Annotated in this window: 14 protein-coding genes; 1 reads left to right on the top strand and 13 read right to left on the bottom strand. The window is 65.4% G+C overall.

Annotated elements, in window-relative coordinates:
* Positions 1-216 (top strand): integrase core domain-containing protein (locus WS49_RS15355; RefSeq protein ID WP_156441396.1); only part of this gene is annotated, 216 nt, incomplete at its 5' end.
* A gap of 89 nt (positions 217-305) precedes the next feature.
* Here WS49_RS15355 and WS49_RS15350 read toward each other — a convergent pair.
* From WS49_RS15350 to hisS, 13 genes are all read right to left on the bottom strand, one after another.
* On the bottom strand, positions 306-2219 hold the full coding sequence (locus WS49_RS15350) for a potassium transporter Kup (protein ID WP_059529950.1): 1914 nt from the start codon (positions 2217-2219) through the stop codon (positions 306-308).
* A gap of 273 nt (positions 2220-2492) precedes the next feature.
* Positions 2493-3089, bottom strand: a complete 597-nt coding sequence (locus WS49_RS15345; protein WP_059464415.1) for a phosphoribosyltransferase — start codon at positions 3087-3089, stop codon at positions 2493-2495.
* 8 nt (positions 3090-3097) lie between these two features.
* Positions 3098-4444: an adenylosuccinate synthase gene (locus WS49_RS15340; RefSeq protein WP_059529948.1), complete on the bottom strand. Its 1347-nt coding sequence runs from the start codon at positions 4442-4444 to the stop codon at positions 3098-3100.
* A 113-nt stretch (positions 4445-4557) separates the two neighbouring features.
* Entirely contained in the window at positions 4558-5706 is a 1149-nt protein-coding gene (locus WS49_RS15335; protein ID WP_059529944.1) for an ATP phosphoribosyltransferase regulatory subunit, read from the bottom strand.
* A 101-nt stretch (positions 5707-5807) separates the two neighbouring features.
* Complete coding sequence (locus tag WS49_RS15330) at positions 5808-5999, bottom strand: DUF2065 domain-containing protein (protein WP_009687995.1); 192 nt, start codon at positions 5997-5999, stop codon at positions 5808-5810.
* 36 nt (positions 6000-6035) lie between these two features.
* Positions 6036-6935, bottom strand: coding sequence for a protease modulator HflC (gene hflC / locus WS49_RS15325; protein ID WP_059529941.1), 900 nt, complete (start codon positions 6933-6935; stop codon positions 6036-6038).
* Between the two features lie 15 nt (positions 6936-6950).
* Positions 6951-8300, bottom strand: coding sequence for an FtsH protease activity modulator HflK (gene hflK, locus WS49_RS15320; RefSeq protein WP_059529939.1), 1350 nt, complete (start codon positions 8298-8300; stop codon positions 6951-6953).
* Positions 8301-8347: 47 nt separating this feature from the next.
* Positions 8348-9523, bottom strand: coding sequence for a GTPase HflX (hflX, locus tag WS49_RS15315; RefSeq protein WP_179949254.1), 1176 nt, complete (start codon positions 9521-9523; stop codon positions 8348-8350).
* A 72-nt stretch (positions 9524-9595) separates the two neighbouring features.
* Positions 9596-9835 (bottom strand): RNA chaperone Hfq, encoded by a 240-nt coding sequence (hfq, locus tag WS49_RS15310; RefSeq protein WP_006399927.1) that lies wholly within the window; start codon positions 9833-9835, stop codon positions 9596-9598.
* A gap of 141 nt (positions 9836-9976) precedes the next feature.
* Entirely contained in the window at positions 9977-11314 is a 1338-nt protein-coding gene (gene der / locus WS49_RS15305; RefSeq protein WP_044848985.1) for a ribosome biogenesis GTPase Der, read from the bottom strand.
* A 247-nt stretch (positions 11315-11561) separates the two neighbouring features.
* The gene (bamB, locus tag WS49_RS15300) at positions 11562-12707 is read right to left on the bottom strand and encodes an outer membrane protein assembly factor BamB (RefSeq protein ID WP_059529933.1); all 1146 of its coding nucleotides are present in this window, start codon (positions 12705-12707) and stop codon (positions 11562-11564) included.
* Between the two features lie 40 nt (positions 12708-12747).
* A complete protein-coding gene (locus WS49_RS15295) occupies positions 12748-13377 on the bottom strand; it encodes a tetratricopeptide repeat protein (RefSeq protein ID WP_059529930.1) in 630 nt (209 codons plus the stop codon).
* Positions 13378-13432: 55 nt separating this feature from the next.
* Positions 13433-14773, bottom strand: a complete 1341-nt coding sequence (gene hisS, locus WS49_RS15290) for a histidine--tRNA ligase (protein ID WP_044848982.1) — start codon at positions 14771-14773, stop codon at positions 13433-13435.
* Between the last annotated feature and the right edge of the window lie 2 nt (positions 14774-14775).

Below are 14775 nucleotides of genomic sequence, written 5' to 3'. Positions count from 1 at the left end.
TTGCGCTGTTCGATGACGGACGGCTACGACTGCTACCAGAATGCGCTGGCCGAGCGGGTCAACGGTATCCTCAAGGGGGAGTTCTTGCTGCAGCGTCCTGCTGATCTCGAGCAGGCCGCCAAGATGGTCGAACAGTCCGTGCACATCTACAACCATGAGCGGCCACACGCCGCCCTGGAATACAAAACGCCCGATGCGGTGCATCGGGCGTTCTAGCGTCTGGATACTGTCAACCTATTCCAGGACTTGACACTCGGCAAGCGCGGCCGAACCGGCTTGGGCCGCATGTGCGGCCCGCGTGCCGGTCAGATTTCGATCTTGGTGCCGAGCTCGACCACGCGGTTCGCCGGGATCGAGAAGAAGTCGGTGGGCTTCGCCGCGTTCTGATGCATCCATGCGAACACGCGTTCGCGCCAGATCGACATGCCGGGCAGATGCGTCGGCACGACCGTTTCGCGCGCGAGGAAAAACGACGTATCCATCAGTTCGAACGTCATGTCATGGGTGCGGCCGAATTCCTCGAGCACTGCCTTCACGTCCGGCGTCTCGTTGAAGCCGTATTCGGCCTTGACGATGTACAGGCCGCCGCCCGCGTCGCGCGCACTCAGGCGCTTGTCGTCGCGCACATACGGGATGTCACGCGTGACGAACGTCAGGAAAATGGTCCGCTCGTGCAGCACCTTGTTGTGCTTCAGGTTGTGCAGCAGGCTGACGGGCACGAGCTTGTCGTTACCGGTCAGGTAGATCGCGGTGCCCGACACACGGTGCGGCGGATGCGCGAGCAGCCCCTGCAGGAACGGCTCGAGCGGGATACCGTCGGCAGCCGTACGCTCCTTGACGATGTGGCGGCCCGTGTACCAGGTCATCAGCAGGAAGAACAACAGCGCGCCGATGCCGAGCGGCAGCCAGCCGCCCTGCGCGACCTTGAGCAGGTTCGCGCCGAAAAAGCCCAGGTCGACCGCGAGGAACACCGCGATGATCGCGCCGACGAGCAGCCGGTTCCACTTCCACACCTTCACCATCACGACGGCCGCGAGCACGGTCGTGATCACCATCGTCGCCGTCACCGCGATACCGTATGCTGCGGCGAGGTTGTCGGAGCTCTTGAAGCCTATCACGATGCAGAGGATCACGAACAGCAGCAGCCAGTTCACGACCGGCACGTAGATCTGGCCGATCGCCAATTCGGACGTATGCAGCACCTTCATGCGCGGCACGTAGCCGAGCTGGATCGCCTGCGACGTCAGCGAATACGCGCCCGAAATCACGGCCTGCGAAGCAATCACGGTCGCAACCGTCGACAGCACGACGAGCGGCAGCAGCGCCCATTCCGGCGCCAACAGGAAGAACGGGTTCTCGATCGCCTTCGGGTTCTGGATCAGCAGCGCGCCCTGGCCGAAGTAGTTCAGCACGAGCGACGGCATCACGAGCCCGTATGCGGCGAGGCGAATCGGCTTCGCACCGAAGTGGCCCATGTCCGCGTAGAGCGCTTCCGCGCCGGTCAGCACCAGCACGACCGAACCGAGCACGACATAGGCCTGCAGCACATGCTCCGACATGAACGACGCCGCGTAATACGGGTTGATCGCCGCGATGATGCCCGGCACGCGCACGATGTGATACACGCCGAGCGCCGCGATCGCGATGAACCACAGCACCATGATCGGCCCGAACAGCTTGCCGACCATCGCGGTGCCGTGACGCTGGATCCAGAACAGCGCGATCAGAATCACGATCGTGATCGGCATCACGAGATGGGACAGGTGCGGCGTCGCGATCTCCAGACCTTCGACCGCCGACATCACGGAAATCGCCGGCGTGATCACAGCGTCGCCGTAGAACATGCACGCGCCGAAGATCCCGAGCGCCATCAGCGCGCCCGCGACGCGGGTTTTCGAGTCGAGCGGCCGCAGCGACAGCGCCATCAGCGCGAGCACGCCACCCTCGCCGTTGTTGTCGGCCCGCATCACGAACAGCAGATACTTGATGCCGACCACCAGGATGATCGCCCAGAACAGCAGCGAGATCACCCCGAGAATCGAGCCTTCGGTGAGCGGAATGCCGTGTGCGGGGCTGAACGCCTCCTTCAGCGCATACAGCGGGCTCGTGCCGATGTCGCCGAACACGACGCCGATGGCCGCTATCGCAAGCGCCCGCATCGAGTGTTGGTGCGTCGAATGCGCATGGGCTGCGTCGGTCGCCTGGATCGTGTCGTTCATATGAAGCTTAATAATCGGGTCCGGTTCGGACAAAACGAGCGCTATTCTACTCGCGCCCCCCTGAAAAACCGTCCTGCCCTGTTGCCCTGAAGCCACGTGATCCACGCCGCGCATGCAATCCCGCGCAAGCTGTGGCAGGGCTGCCATCATAGCCGGGGCCGCGCCGTCTGCCTACCGCGAACACCGATTGTGGCGCTCACCGGCCCGCTGCTGCAATAAAAAACGGCGCCGCAAGCGGCGCCGTACAAGGCTTTCCTTCGATCGACCGGCCGCTCACGCGCCCGAGCCGTCGCGCTGCGCGCGACCGCGCTTGATCCACGCCTCGAGATTGTGAGGACGAACCGTGTCCCACTCTTCGAACGGCTGATGAATCCACGGATTCGTCGGCAGATACTGCGTGTGATAGTCAGGCTTGACCTTCGAGCAACCCTTGTACCAGAGCACCGCCGAGCGCACGGCCTTGACCGCCGGATAGCGCTCCTTCAGGTGCTCCTGCACGCGCGCGAGCGTAACGCCCGAATCGACGAGATCGTCGACCAGCAGCACGTTGCCCTCGAGGTTGCCACGGGTCATCGTGATGTACTGCGCGATGTCGAGCTCGCCCTGCTCGGTGCCGGCCGCTTCGCGATACGAACTCGTCGCGAGGATCGCGAGCGGGACGTCGTAGATGCGCGACAGTTGATCGCCGACGCGCAGACCGCCGCGCGCGAGGCACAGGATCTGGTCGAACTTCCAGCCCGATGCATGCACCTGGAGCGCAAGCAGCTCGATCAGACGATGGTATTCGTCCCAGCCTACCCACAGGTTCTTGTCGTCGTTGCGCGGATCGGTCATCAAGTCTGCCGCCGTCATCGTGATTTGCTGCGTCATGCTGAGAATTACACCTTGAACGGATGGCGAAGCAGGATCGTCTCGTCGCGATCCGGCCCCGTCGAAACCATGTCGACCGGCACGCCGGCCACTTCCTGGACATGGGTCAGGTATGCCTGAGCATTCGCCGGCAGCGCGTCCCACGTCTTGATGCCGACGGTGCTTTCCTTCCAGCCGGCGAACGTTTCGTACACGGGCTCGCAGCGCGCGACGTCGGCCGCACCGCGCGGCAGGATGTCCACATCCTTGCCGTCGATCTTGTAGCCGACGCACAGCTTGACTTCATCGAGGCCGTCGAGCACGTCGAGCTTCGTCATGCACAGGCCCGACACGCCGTTGATCTGGATCGAGCGGCGCAGTGCCGCTGCGTCGAGCCAGCCGGTGCGGCGCGGACGGCCGGTGACCGAGCCGAATTCCTTGCCGACGTTCGCCAGCGTAACGCCGATCTGGTCCTGGCGTTGCGGATTGTCCGCGTCGTACAACTCGCTCGGGAACGGGCCCGAGCCGACACGCGTGCAATACGCCTTCGTGATGCCGAGGATGTAGTTCAGCTTCTGCGGACCGACGCCGGCGCCCGCCGATGCCGCACCCGCGACGCAGTTGCTCGACGTGACGAACGGATAGGTGCCGTGGTCGATGTCGAGCAGCGTGCCTTGCGCGCCTTCGAACAGCAGGTTCTGACCGGCGTTGTTCGCGTCGTACAGGCGGCGCGACACGTCGGCCACCATCGGCTTCAGGCGATCGGCATAGCCGAGCATCGTGTCGAGCGTGGCCTGGAAATCGACGGCCGCGCCACCCAGGTACTGGGTCAGCACGAAGTTGTGGAAATCGAGGTTTTCGCGCAGGCGGTCGGCGAAGGTCTTCGCGTCGAACAGGTCCTGCACGCGCAGCGCGCGGCGGCCGACCTTGTCTTCGTACGCGGGGCCGATGCCGCGGCCGGTCGTACCGATCTTGCCGGCGCCCTTGCGCGCTTCGCGCGCCTGGTCGATTGCGATGTGGTACGGCAGGATCAGCGTCGTGGCTTCGGAGATGAACAGGCGATCGCGCACGTTCACGCCGGCCTCTTCCAGCTCGCCGATTTCCTTGAACAGTGCCTCGGGGGACAGGACGACGCCGTTGCCGATGTAGCAGGCGACGCCTTCACGCATGATGCCCGACGGAATGAGGCGCAAGATGGTTTTCTTGCCGCCGATGATGAGGGTGTGGCCGGCGTTGTGACCGCCCTGGAAACGCACGACGCCCTGAGCGTGGTCCGTCAGCCAGTCGACGATCTTGCCCTTGCCTTCATCACCCCATTGCGTTCCCACGACGACGACATTGCGCCCGGGAGTCACGTTCACTGCGCTGGCAGACATGTTGATTCGTTAGCTGGTTAAAAACGTATTCTACCTATGTTCGCGGGCGATTCCGAATTTTTCCGTTTCGCTTCAACGATATGCACGTCGAACGACGGCCCGCGAACCTCTGTTTAACGGGGTTCGACCACCCATGCGCCGTTACGCTCGACAAGCGAACGGTCGCAGGCGAACTCGTCGAGCACGTGGTCATGCCCCGGCAACGCCTGGATCACGACCTCGCCCGCATCGCGCAGCGCCGCAACGGCCGCGCTCAGCGCGTCGTCCTGTGCCCACGGCGCGAGAATCGCGGTACCGCGCGCCTCGATCGGCGAAATCCGCGCAAGCTCGCGCAGATCGAGCGAGAAGCCCGTCGCCGGGCGGGCGCGACCGTAGGCTTGGCCCACGTGGTCGTAACGGCCGCCGCGCGCGATCGCGTTCGGCACGCCGTCGATGTACGCCGTAAACATCGCGCCGCTGTGGTACGCGTAGCCACGCAGATCGGCGAGATCGATCGCCACCTCGACACCCTTCGCCTGCGCCGCGAGCTGCGCGAGATCGTCGAGCGCGCGCGTGATCTCGGGCAGCACCGGCAGGCGTGCACGTGCCTCGTCGAGCACGCTCGCGTCGCCGTACAGATGCGGCAGCGTCCGCAGCGCCGCGCGCGTATCGGCGCCGAGATCGTCGGTGAGTTCGTTCAGCATCGGCACGTCCTTGCCCGACAGCGCGTCGTACAGCGCCTCGCCGCGCTCGGCGGCCTGCGCGTCGCGTGCGAGCAGCGCCGCGAGCACGCCCGCGTGACACAGATCCAGACGGATCCGCGACAGCCCCGCGAGGTGCAGCGCGTCGAGCATCAGCTGCTGGATCTCGAGATCGGCTTCCAGTCCGGCATGTCCGTAGATTTCGGCGCCGATCTGGATCTGCTCGCGCGTCGCATGCAGGCCGCGCGGACGCGTATGCATCACGTGGCCCGCATAACAGAGACGCGTCACGCCCTGGCGGTTCAGCAGGTGCGCGTCGATACGCGCAACCTGCGGCGTGATGTCCGCGCGCAGGCCGAGCGTGCGGCCCGACAGCTGATCGACCAGCTTGAAAGTACGCAAGCGCAGGTCGGCGCCGCCGCTCGTCAGCAGCGACTCGAGATATTCGAGCAGCGGCGGCATCACCATTTCGTAGCCGTACGAACGGAAGCGATCGAGCAGCCTGCGGCGCAGCTCCTCGATCTTGCGCGCTTCCGACGGCAGTACGTCGGCGATATTCTCGGGAAGTAACCAGGTCGACATCGTTACGGTCCTACGACAGGAAACAGGGCGCGACACGCGCGCCGCGAGATGAATCGGAAATCGGAAATCGGGCGGAACGAACGGCGGGTGCGCCGTCCGGATCAGGTGGCGAGCAGCAGCAGGACGAGCCCGAGCGCCATCACGATGAGCCCGCCGATCCGGATATGATGCGGCGGCCGCTCCGCTATTCTACGAAACGTGTCGCGCCAGGCGACGGGAAACACGAAGGGGAACGCCCCCTCGATGATCAGCATCAGTGCTACCGCGAGCAACAACGAGCCAGCCAAATCCATGCGAGCGACGGCGCCGCTCGACGCGGCGCCCCAAGGTCAGTGTTTGCGGGGAGCGGGTGCCGCCGGTGCGGCACCGCCCGTCGGGCTGCGCATGAAACGGAAAAACTCGCTGTCGGGGTCGACGACGATGATGTCGTTGCGCTTGAAGGTATTCCGGTAAGCCTGCAGGCTCGCGTAGAACTGGTAGAACTGCGGATCGCGGCCGAACGCATCGGCGGCGATCGACGCGGCCTTCGCGTCGCCCTCGCCCTTGATCGTCTGCGCGGACTTGTACGCATTCGCGAGCACCGCCTGCTGTTCGCGTTCCGCGTCGGCCTTGATCTGCTCGACATCGGCGGCGCCATCCGCGCGCACCCGTGCGGCCTGGTCGCGCAGCGCGGCAATCATCCGCTGATAGACGGCATCCGTCTGCGCAGCCGGCAAGTCGACGCGCGTCAACTGCACGTCGACCACATCGACGCCAAAGCCCGACGCCTTCGCGCGCACCGCGTCGCGCGCCGCATTGGCGATGTCGCGCTGGCCGCCGAGCGCGTCGTCGAGCGCACGCTTGCCGAACGCGTCGCCGAGTGCGCTCTTCAGCGCGCCGGCCAGACGCTCGGTGGCGGCCGCCGGGTCGCCGCCCGTCGCCGTGAAATACTTCATCGGATCGCTGATCCGGTACTTGACCGCATACGCGACGAGCAGGTCGTGCTTGTCTTCGGTCGCCAGTTGCAGCGGATCCGACGACTCGAGCGATTGCAGGCGCGTGTCGATCAGCGTCGCCGTTTGCAGCGGCGGCGGCAGCTTGAAATGGATGCCGGGGCCCGCGAGTTCGGGTTGCGCGCCGTCGCGGCCCGACAGCACGGCAGTGTGGCGCGGGTCGACGGTCAGGACGGTCGACGACGCCGCGAAAGCGGCGATCACGATTGCGACGACGAGCGCAATGATTCGGTTCATGTTCTGCGCTCTCCGTTACTTCGTATCGTCTTCACGCGAGCGGCTGCGGAACGCTTCGCGCGACCGCAGCACGTCGCTGCCCGGTGCGGGCGCCGCTGCGCCCGAAGCCGCGCTCGCGGGTGCGCTCGACGCAGCGGCGGCCGGAGCCGAAGCCGTGACGGGCGCGGACGCACCGGCAGGCGTCGTGGCATTCGCGGCGTCTTGTCGCCCCTGCTCGACGAGCTTGTCGAGCGGCAGATACACGACGCTGTTGCCACCCTTGTTGCCGACGAACACTTTCGTCGCGTTCGAATAGATTTCCTGCATCGTCTCGAGGTACATCCGCTCGCGGATCACCGCGGGCGCCTTCGAATACTGTGCATAGACCTGCTTGAACCGGTCGGCGTCGCCCTCTGCCTCCGTGACCACGCGATCGGCATACGCCTTCGCTTCGTCGGCGAGTTTCGCGGCATTGCCCTGCGCCTTCGGCAGCAGGTCGTTCGCATAGGCCTGCGCGGCACGCTTCGCGGCCTCGCGATCTTCGCGCGCCTTCGCGACTTCGGCGTACGCGGCCTGCGTCTGCTCGGGCGCCGCGACGCTCTGCATCGTGACGGCCGTGATCTCGAGGCCCGACTGGTAGCGATCGAGATCGCGCTGGATCGCGGCGGACAATTGCTCGCGCAGTGCATCGCGATCCTGGTTCAGCATGTCGGCCGCGCTGCGCGTGCCGACGATCGCGCGCACCGCGGCCTGGGCGGCCTGCGACACACTGCGCTCCGGATCGACGCTGCGGAACAGGTAGTCGGTTGCGGAACGAATCCGATACTGGACGATGAAACGCACGTCGACGATGTCGGCGTCGCGCGTCAGCATCGCCGCTTCCTTCACGTTCGCGAGACGCACGACGTTGTTGCGGCCGATCTCGATCGAACGGACCTGCGACGTGTCGACGATCTCGTGCGACGCGAACGGATACGGCGCGCGCCAGTGCACGCCCTGGCCAACCGTGCCGGACAGCTTGCCGAACTGCAGCACGACGCCCGTCTGGCCGTCCTGCACGACGAACAGCCCGCTGCCCGCGTAGACCGCGACCAGCACGCCGATCACGATGCCGACGCCGACGCGCGCGGCCCGGCCATTGTCGGGCCGGAAGCCGTTGCCGCCCTTGCCGCCGAACAGGCCGCTCAGACGCCGGTTGAAGTTGCGCCACATCTCGTCGAGATCGGGCGGACCGTCACCGTCGCCACCGGGCGGACGCTTCGATTCATTCGCACGCGGACGGGATCCGTCGTTGCCCTTGCCTTCGCCGCGCCCCCAGCGGGGATCGTTGATCGACAGCAAGGCGCGTATCCGCCGCCAGGTACTCCGCTCGTTGTATTCGTTCACCAGAGTTTGTTCACCAGATTAGACGCCGGCGAACCGGCCGGGACCGGTTAGCGCCCGTGTTCGGAAATCGTGTGGTCTTCGTGTGGTTCAGCGGGTGCGCCGTCGAGCGCGCCGTTGGGTAACGTCGCGCCGGAAAGGTGTTCCGCGGAGGCGATCTCGGCGATGGCGGCACGCAACGCATCAAGACCCTGACCGGTGCGTGCGCTCAAAAAGACGCGCGAAATATTACCATACTCGTCCCGCTCGACCGCGTCGCCGCGGGCCGCCAGCTCGGGCACGGCGTCGATCTTGTTGAACACCAGCACCTGCCGGATCGTGTCCGCACCGATCTCGTGCAGCACGCCGTTCACCTGCTCGATCTGTTCGAGCCGCACCACGCTCGACGCGTCGACGACGTGCAGCAGCAGATCCGCATGGATTGTTTCCTCGAGGGTCGCGCGAAACGCGGCAACCAATTGGTGAGGCAGTTCGCGAATGAACCCGACCGTATCGGATACGACAATCTGACCTGCCTCGTCGCCGAGGTACACGCGCCGCGACGTCGTATCGAGGGTGGCGAACAGCTGGTCGGCCGCATAGGCCTGCGCCTTCGTCAGCGCATTGAACAGCGTCGACTTGCCCGCGTTCGTATAGCCGACGAGCGACACCGACATCGTGCCGCTGCGCGCGCGCTGACGACGCTGCGTGCTGTGCTGCCTGCGCAGCCGGTCGAGCCGCGACTTCAGCATCTTGATGCGCTCGCCGATCAACCGGCGGTCGGTTTCGAGCTGGGTTTCCCCGGGGCCGCGCAGGCCGATACCGCCCTTTTGCCGCTCCAGGTGGGTCCACGCGCGAATCAGGCGGGTCGACAGGTATTGCAGCTGCGCGAGCTCGACCTGCAGCTTGCCTTCGTGGCTGCGGGCACGCTGCGCGAAGATATCGAGGATGAGGCTCGTGCGATCGACCACCCGCCTGTTAAGCGCCTGCTCCAGATTGCGTTGCTGGGCCGGTGCCAGTGCGTGGTTGAAGATGACGATTTCGACGTTGTGCGCGTCGCAGGCAAGCCGCAATTCTTCGGCTTTGCCGCTGCCGATGAACATCTTGGCATCGGGACTGGCGCGACGACCTGTGAGGGTGACGGCGGGACGGGCCCCCGCACTGGAGGCGAGAAGACTGAGTTCTTCGAGGCTGGCTTCGAAATCGGTCTTGCCGAAGTCGATGCCGACGAGCGCTGCGTTGATCAAATTATCGGGTGTCAAGATAAGGCGGCTGGCATCGGTCGCTCGCGGCGACCGGACGCCGGCCGCTGCGATGGGTTAGGACGAGGCTTCCGCGTCCGGGTGGAAATTCACCGGGCGCGCCGGCACGACCGTCGAGATGGCGTGCTTGTAGACCATCTGGGTCACCGTATTACGGAGCAACACGACGTACTGGTCGAACGATTCAATGTTCCCTTGCAGCTTGATGCCGTTGACGAGATAGATCGAAACGGGAACGTGCTCTTTGCGCAGTGCGTTCAAAAACGGGTCTTGTAACAATTGCCCTTTGTTGCTCATGGCGTACTCCATCTTTTTTTGCAGGTTGATCTGGATTGGCGACGAAGAAAAAGAGATCCGGCGCCAATCGCTACACTATAGCCGATTTTGCATGCCCCGCCCGGGCGTAGGCCATGCGGCCTATCCCTTGCAGGACATGCTTCAGCCCTTGTCCGCGTACGGGTTGTTCGACGAACGGAACTCTATGCGCAATGGAGTCCCGGTCAGTGAGAAAGTTTCGCGGAATCGGTTTTCGAGGTAACGCTTGTAGGTTTCCGTCACGGCGTCGAGCGCGTTGCCGTGGATGACGATCAGCGGCGGATTCTGGCCGCCCTGGTGCGCGTAGCGCAGCTTCGGACGCACCGGACCGCGACGCCGCGGCTGCTGGAACTCGACCGCCTCGATCAGCGCGCGCGTGAGCTTCGGCGTCGGCAGTTTCGCCATCGCCGCCGCGTACGCGTCGTCGACCGAGCGCATCAGCGCGCCGATGCCGGTCTTCTTCGCGGCCGAAATGTAGTGCGATTTCGCGAAGTCGAGGAATTTCAGCTTGCGGGTCAAATCCGCTTTCGCGCGATCGCGTGCGTGATCGTCGAGACCGTCCCACTTGTTGACGCCGATCACGAGCGCGCGGCCCTGTTCGACGACGAAGCCGGCGATATGCGCATCCTGGTCGGAAATGTCCTGCTGCGCATCCAGCAGAAGAATGACGACGTTCGCGTCCGAGATCGACTGCAGCGTCTTCACGACCGAGAATTTCTCGATCGCCTCGAACACCTTGCCGCGGCGGCGCAGGCCCGCGGTGTCGATCAGCGTATATTTCTTGCCGTTACGCTCGAAGTCGACGTAGATCGAATCGCGCGTCGTGCCCGGCATGTCGAACGCGATCACGCGGTCCTCGCCGATCAGCGCGTTCACGAGCGTCGACTTGCCGACGTTCGGCCGGCCGACGATCGCGATCTTGATGCCGCGCGACGGATCGTCCTCGTCCGCTTCCTCGGGCTGGCCCGCGTATGCGACTTCCAGCGCCTCGTTGATCATGTCGGTCACGCCGTCGCCGTGCGCGGCCGAGATCGCGCGCGGATCGCCGAGCCCGAGCTCGTAGAAGTCCGTCGCGACCGCCGTGTACTTCATCCCCTCGGCCTTGTTGACGACCAGGAAGATCGGCCGGCCAGTCTTGCGCAGGTAGTCGGCGATCGACTTGTCCTGCGGCGCAAGGCCGTTACGGCCGTCGACGATGAACACGACGACGTCGGCTTCCTCGACGGCCTGGCGCGTCTGACGTGCCATCTCGTGCAGGATGCCGTCCTTCGCGACGGGCTCGAAGCCGCCGGTATCGACGACCAGATACGGCCGTGCACCGACCCGCCCTTCGCCATAATGGCGATCGCGCGTCAGGCCCGGCAAGTCGGCGACCAGCGCATCGCGCGAACGCGTGAGCCGGTTGAACAGCGTGGATTTCCCCACATTGGGGCGCCCAACGAGGGCAATGACCGGTTTCATCTGTGTTTTCTACGGTGATGCGCAGCAGCGGGAGGCCCGCTGCTGCGGGCGGCTGCGCTGAATGAAAATATCACGAATTCGCGCCGCGCCGGATGCGCGCGCCGGGCGCGCGTTGCGCGCCGTCGTCTTTCGTTTCGAACTGCCTTTCAAATACCGAGCGGCCGGGGACACCGGCCGCCTTCATGTCGCGCGACCGCGGCGCGCGGGACGAGCCCGCCGCGCCGCGGTCGCGCCTGTTACGTGCGCGTCAGCGCGGACGGAACCCGTACAGACCACCGTCCTTCGTCTGCACGACGAGCGTATTGCCCGCCAGGACCGGCGCCGCGGTGATCGCGCTGCCGTCGGTCTTCATTCGGGCGATGAAGCTGCCGTCCTCGCGCGACAGGAAGTGCACGAAGCCCTGATAATCGCCCATCACGACCGCACGGCCGAGCAGGTAGGGCACGCCGACGTCGCGGCTCTTCAGCTTGTCGTTACGCCAGAGCTGGTTGCCGCTCGCCGCGTCGTAGGCCGTCACGACCGACCAGTCGTCGCCGCCGGCGACGACCGAATCATCCTGCGCGAGACCGCTGCGGCTCGAGAACGCCTTTTCCCACAGCGGACGGCCCGAGTTCGCGTCGAAGCAGCCGAGCTGGCCCTGGAACGTGACCGCGCACGCTTCGGCACCCACGAGCGTCGGCGGACCGCTGACGTCGTTGATGCGCTCCACTTCGGTCACGCCCTTCGGGAACGATACGGGCGTCTGCCAGAACGGCTCGCCCGTCTGCAGGTTGATCGCGACGAGACCGCCGCCGGGGAAGCCCGCCAGCACGGCCGCATCGCCCGCGAACGTCATGCCGGCCGACACGCGCAGGTTCAGCGGCACCGCGCGGTTGCGGTAGTTCCACTTCTGCTCGCCCGTCTGCGCATTGAACGCGATCACCTGGCCGTCGATCGTGCGCACGATCACGAGACCGTTGCCGACCAGCGGCGGCGAGAAGATCTCGCCCTGCACGCTCGTCTTCCACAGCTGCTTGCCGTCGGGGCCCAGCACGAACACGCCGCCCTTCAACGCGCCGACCGCGGTCAGGTTGCCGTCGCTGCCGACCCCGGCCGACAGGTCCGAACCGACCTTCGCGCGCCACAGCGTCTGGCCCGTCTTCGCGTCGATCTTCTCGACCGAACCGTTCTCGCCCGCCGCGTAGACGGCGTCGCCAACGGCCACCGGCGAGAACAGGTAGCGCCCGCCCTTGCCGACGCTCGCCTTCCAGACCTGTTGCACGTCCATGACGGGCTTGAACTCGGTGAGCGGCGTCGGCACGCGGCGCGCGTCCTTCGACGACGAGCAGGCCGCCAATGCCAGGACAGCCGCCGCGCAGGCTACGGGCACAGCGTAACGTTTCAGCAAATTCATCGGTTAGCGAAGCAGAGTTAAGAGGTTGAGGGGGCCGGGATCAGCCGCCGAGCGCATCGAGCTTGAACTGCACGAGCTGACGCGCGGACTGGTCGTCCTGCGACAGGCCGGCGAGCGCGAGCTTGTACGCGGCGCGCGCATCGTCGGTCTTGCCTTGCGCCGCAAGCAGATCGCCACGGCGATCGGCCACGAGGCCCTTGAATGCATCGACCGGCGTGCCGGACAGCAGCGCGAGGCCCGCATCGTACGCCTTCTCGTCGAGCAGCAGCGATGCGAGACGCAGTTTCGCGATCTGCTTGTACTCGTCGTCCTTGGCGTGATCGACGGCCCATTGCAGCTGCGCCTTCGCGCCGGCGGCGTCGCCGGCCGCGTACAACGTCTTCGCCGCCGACAGTGCGGTCATTTGCGCATACGGCGTGCTGCCGAACTTGCTTTCCATGTCGGCGGCCGCGCGGGCCATCGTCGCCTTGTCATTCGCGGCGGCGGCCTTCTGCACCTGCTCGTACAACCCGGAAGCCTCGGCGGCCTGACGGCGCTGCCAGTAATTCCAGCCGTTGAAACCAGCCGCGACGACCAGCGCCGCGAGCACGATCCACGTGGTGAGGTTGCCCCAGCGGGCCCACCACGCCTTGAGACTTTCAATCGATTCTTGTTCGTCGTGATAACTCATCGGCGAGCGATTCCTTCCTTTTCAGGCTTTTCTTGTCGAGCGAATGCCAGCGCGATCAGTCGTCGCCGTCTTCGGCGGATGCAACCATCGCATTGATTAGGAATTCGGTCAAGCTTTCGACCGGTACGGTCTGCTGAACGTTCTTTTCTCCGTCCTCGCCCGCACCGCGCAACGCTTTCACGCCGACCGTGCCGTTCGCGACCTCTTCTTCGCCGAAGATCACCGCGAACGCGGCACCGCTCGCATCGGCCCGCTTCATCTGCGACTTGAAGCTTGCCGGGCCGCCGTCGGCGCTGCAGTGGAAAATCACGTCGAGGCCCGTATCGCGCAGACGCTCGGCCGCGATGAACGCCTGTTCGCGCGCCGTCTCGCCCTGGTGCACCACGTACACGTCGACACCCTCCTGCTCGGGCGCGAGATCCTCTTCCTTCAGCAGCTCGAGAATGCGCTCGATGCCCATCGCCCAGCCGCACGCGGCGGTCGGCTTGCCGCCGAGCTGCTCGATCAACGGATCGTAGCGGCCGCCGGCCGCGACCGTGCCCTGCGCGCCGAGCTTGTCGGTCACCCACTCGAACACGGTCAGATTGTAGTAGTCGAGGCCGCGCACGAGACGCGGGTTGATCTTGAACGGGATGTTGTTCGCGAGCAGCAGGCGCTGCAGCCCTTCGAAGTGGGCACGCGACTCGTCGCCCAGGAAGTCGATCAGCTTCGGCGCGTTCTGCGCGATTTCCTGCAGCGCGGGGTTCTTCGTATCGAGCACGCGCAGCGGGTTCGTATACAGGCGACGCTTGGCGTCCTCGTCCAGGACATCGGCGAACTGCTCGAGATACTTGATCAGTTCGACGCGGTGCGCGGCACGCTCTTCGGCGAGGCCGAGCGAATTGATCTCGAGCTTGATGCCGGTCAGGCCGAGGTCGTCCCACAGGCGCTGGCACATCATGATGATCTCGGCATCCGCATCCGGGCCCGCGAAGCCGAGCGCCTCGACGCCGACCTGGTGGAACTGGCGGTAGCGGCCGCGCTGCGGACGCTCGTGACGGAACATCGGGCCGATGTACCACAGGCGCTTCGGGCCGTCATACAGCATGTTGTGCTCGATCGACGCACGCACGACGGCCGCGGTGTTTTCCGGGCGCATCGTCAGGTTCTCGCCGTTCAGCGCGTCGGTGAAGCTGTACATCTCCTTCTCGACGATGTCCGTGACTTCGCCGATGCCGCGCGTGAAGAGCTGCGTATGTTCGACGATCGGCGTGCGGATGTTCTGATAGCCGTACGCGCGCAGCAGCGATTTCACGGTAGCTTCGAAGAACTCCCAGAGGCCGGCATCCTGCGGGAGGATGTCGTTCATGCCCTTGACGCCGGTGAGCTTCTCGATCTTGCGTTTCTGTTCAGTCATCG

This window comes from Burkholderia sp. RF7-non_BP4, assembly GCF_001521935.1.
GTDB lineage: Bacteria > Pseudomonadota > Gammaproteobacteria > Burkholderiales > Burkholderiaceae > Burkholderia > Burkholderia diffusa.
The sequence above is the reverse complement of the archived record's forward strand: the minus strand, read 5'-3'. Positions and strand labels throughout refer to the sequence as shown.

Coding starts and splice junctions, on each gene's coding strand:
- WS49_RS15350 (WP_059529950.1), bottom strand. CDS start 2,219: ATGAACGACACGATCCAGGCGACCGACGCAGCCCATGCGCATTCGACG.
- WS49_RS15345 (WP_059464415.1), bottom strand. CDS start 3,089: ATGACGCAGCAAATCACGATGACGGCGGCAGACTTGATGACCGATCCG.
- WS49_RS15340 (WP_059529948.1), bottom strand. CDS start 4,444: ATGTCTGCCAGCGCAGTGAACGTGACTCCCGGGCGCAATGTCGTCGTC.
- WS49_RS15335 (WP_059529944.1), bottom strand. CDS start 5,706: ATGTCGACCTGGTTACTTCCCGAGAATATCGCCGACGTACTGCCGTCG.
- WS49_RS15330 (WP_009687995.1), bottom strand. CDS start 5,999: ATGGATTTGGCTGGCTCGTTGTTGCTCGCGGTAGCACTGATGCTGATC.
- hflC (WP_059529941.1), bottom strand. CDS start 6,935: ATGAACCGAATCATTGCGCTCGTCGTCGCAATCGTGATCGCCGCTTTC.
- hfq (WP_006399927.1), bottom strand. CDS start 9,835: ATGAGCAACAAAGGGCAATTGTTACAAGACCCGTTTTTGAACGCACTG.
- der (WP_044848985.1), bottom strand. CDS start 11,314: ATGAAACCGGTCATTGCCCTCGTTGGGCGCCCCAATGTGGGGAAATCC.
- bamB (WP_059529933.1), bottom strand. CDS start 12,707: ATGAATTTGCTGAAACGTTACGCTGTGCCCGTAGCCTGCGCGGCGGCT.
- WS49_RS15295 (WP_059529930.1), bottom strand. CDS start 13,377: ATGAGTTATCACGACGAACAAGAATCGATTGAAAGTCTCAAGGCGTGG.
- hisS (WP_044848982.1), bottom strand. CDS start 14,773: ATGACTGAACAGAAACGCAAGATCGAGAAGCTCACCGGCGTCAAGGGC.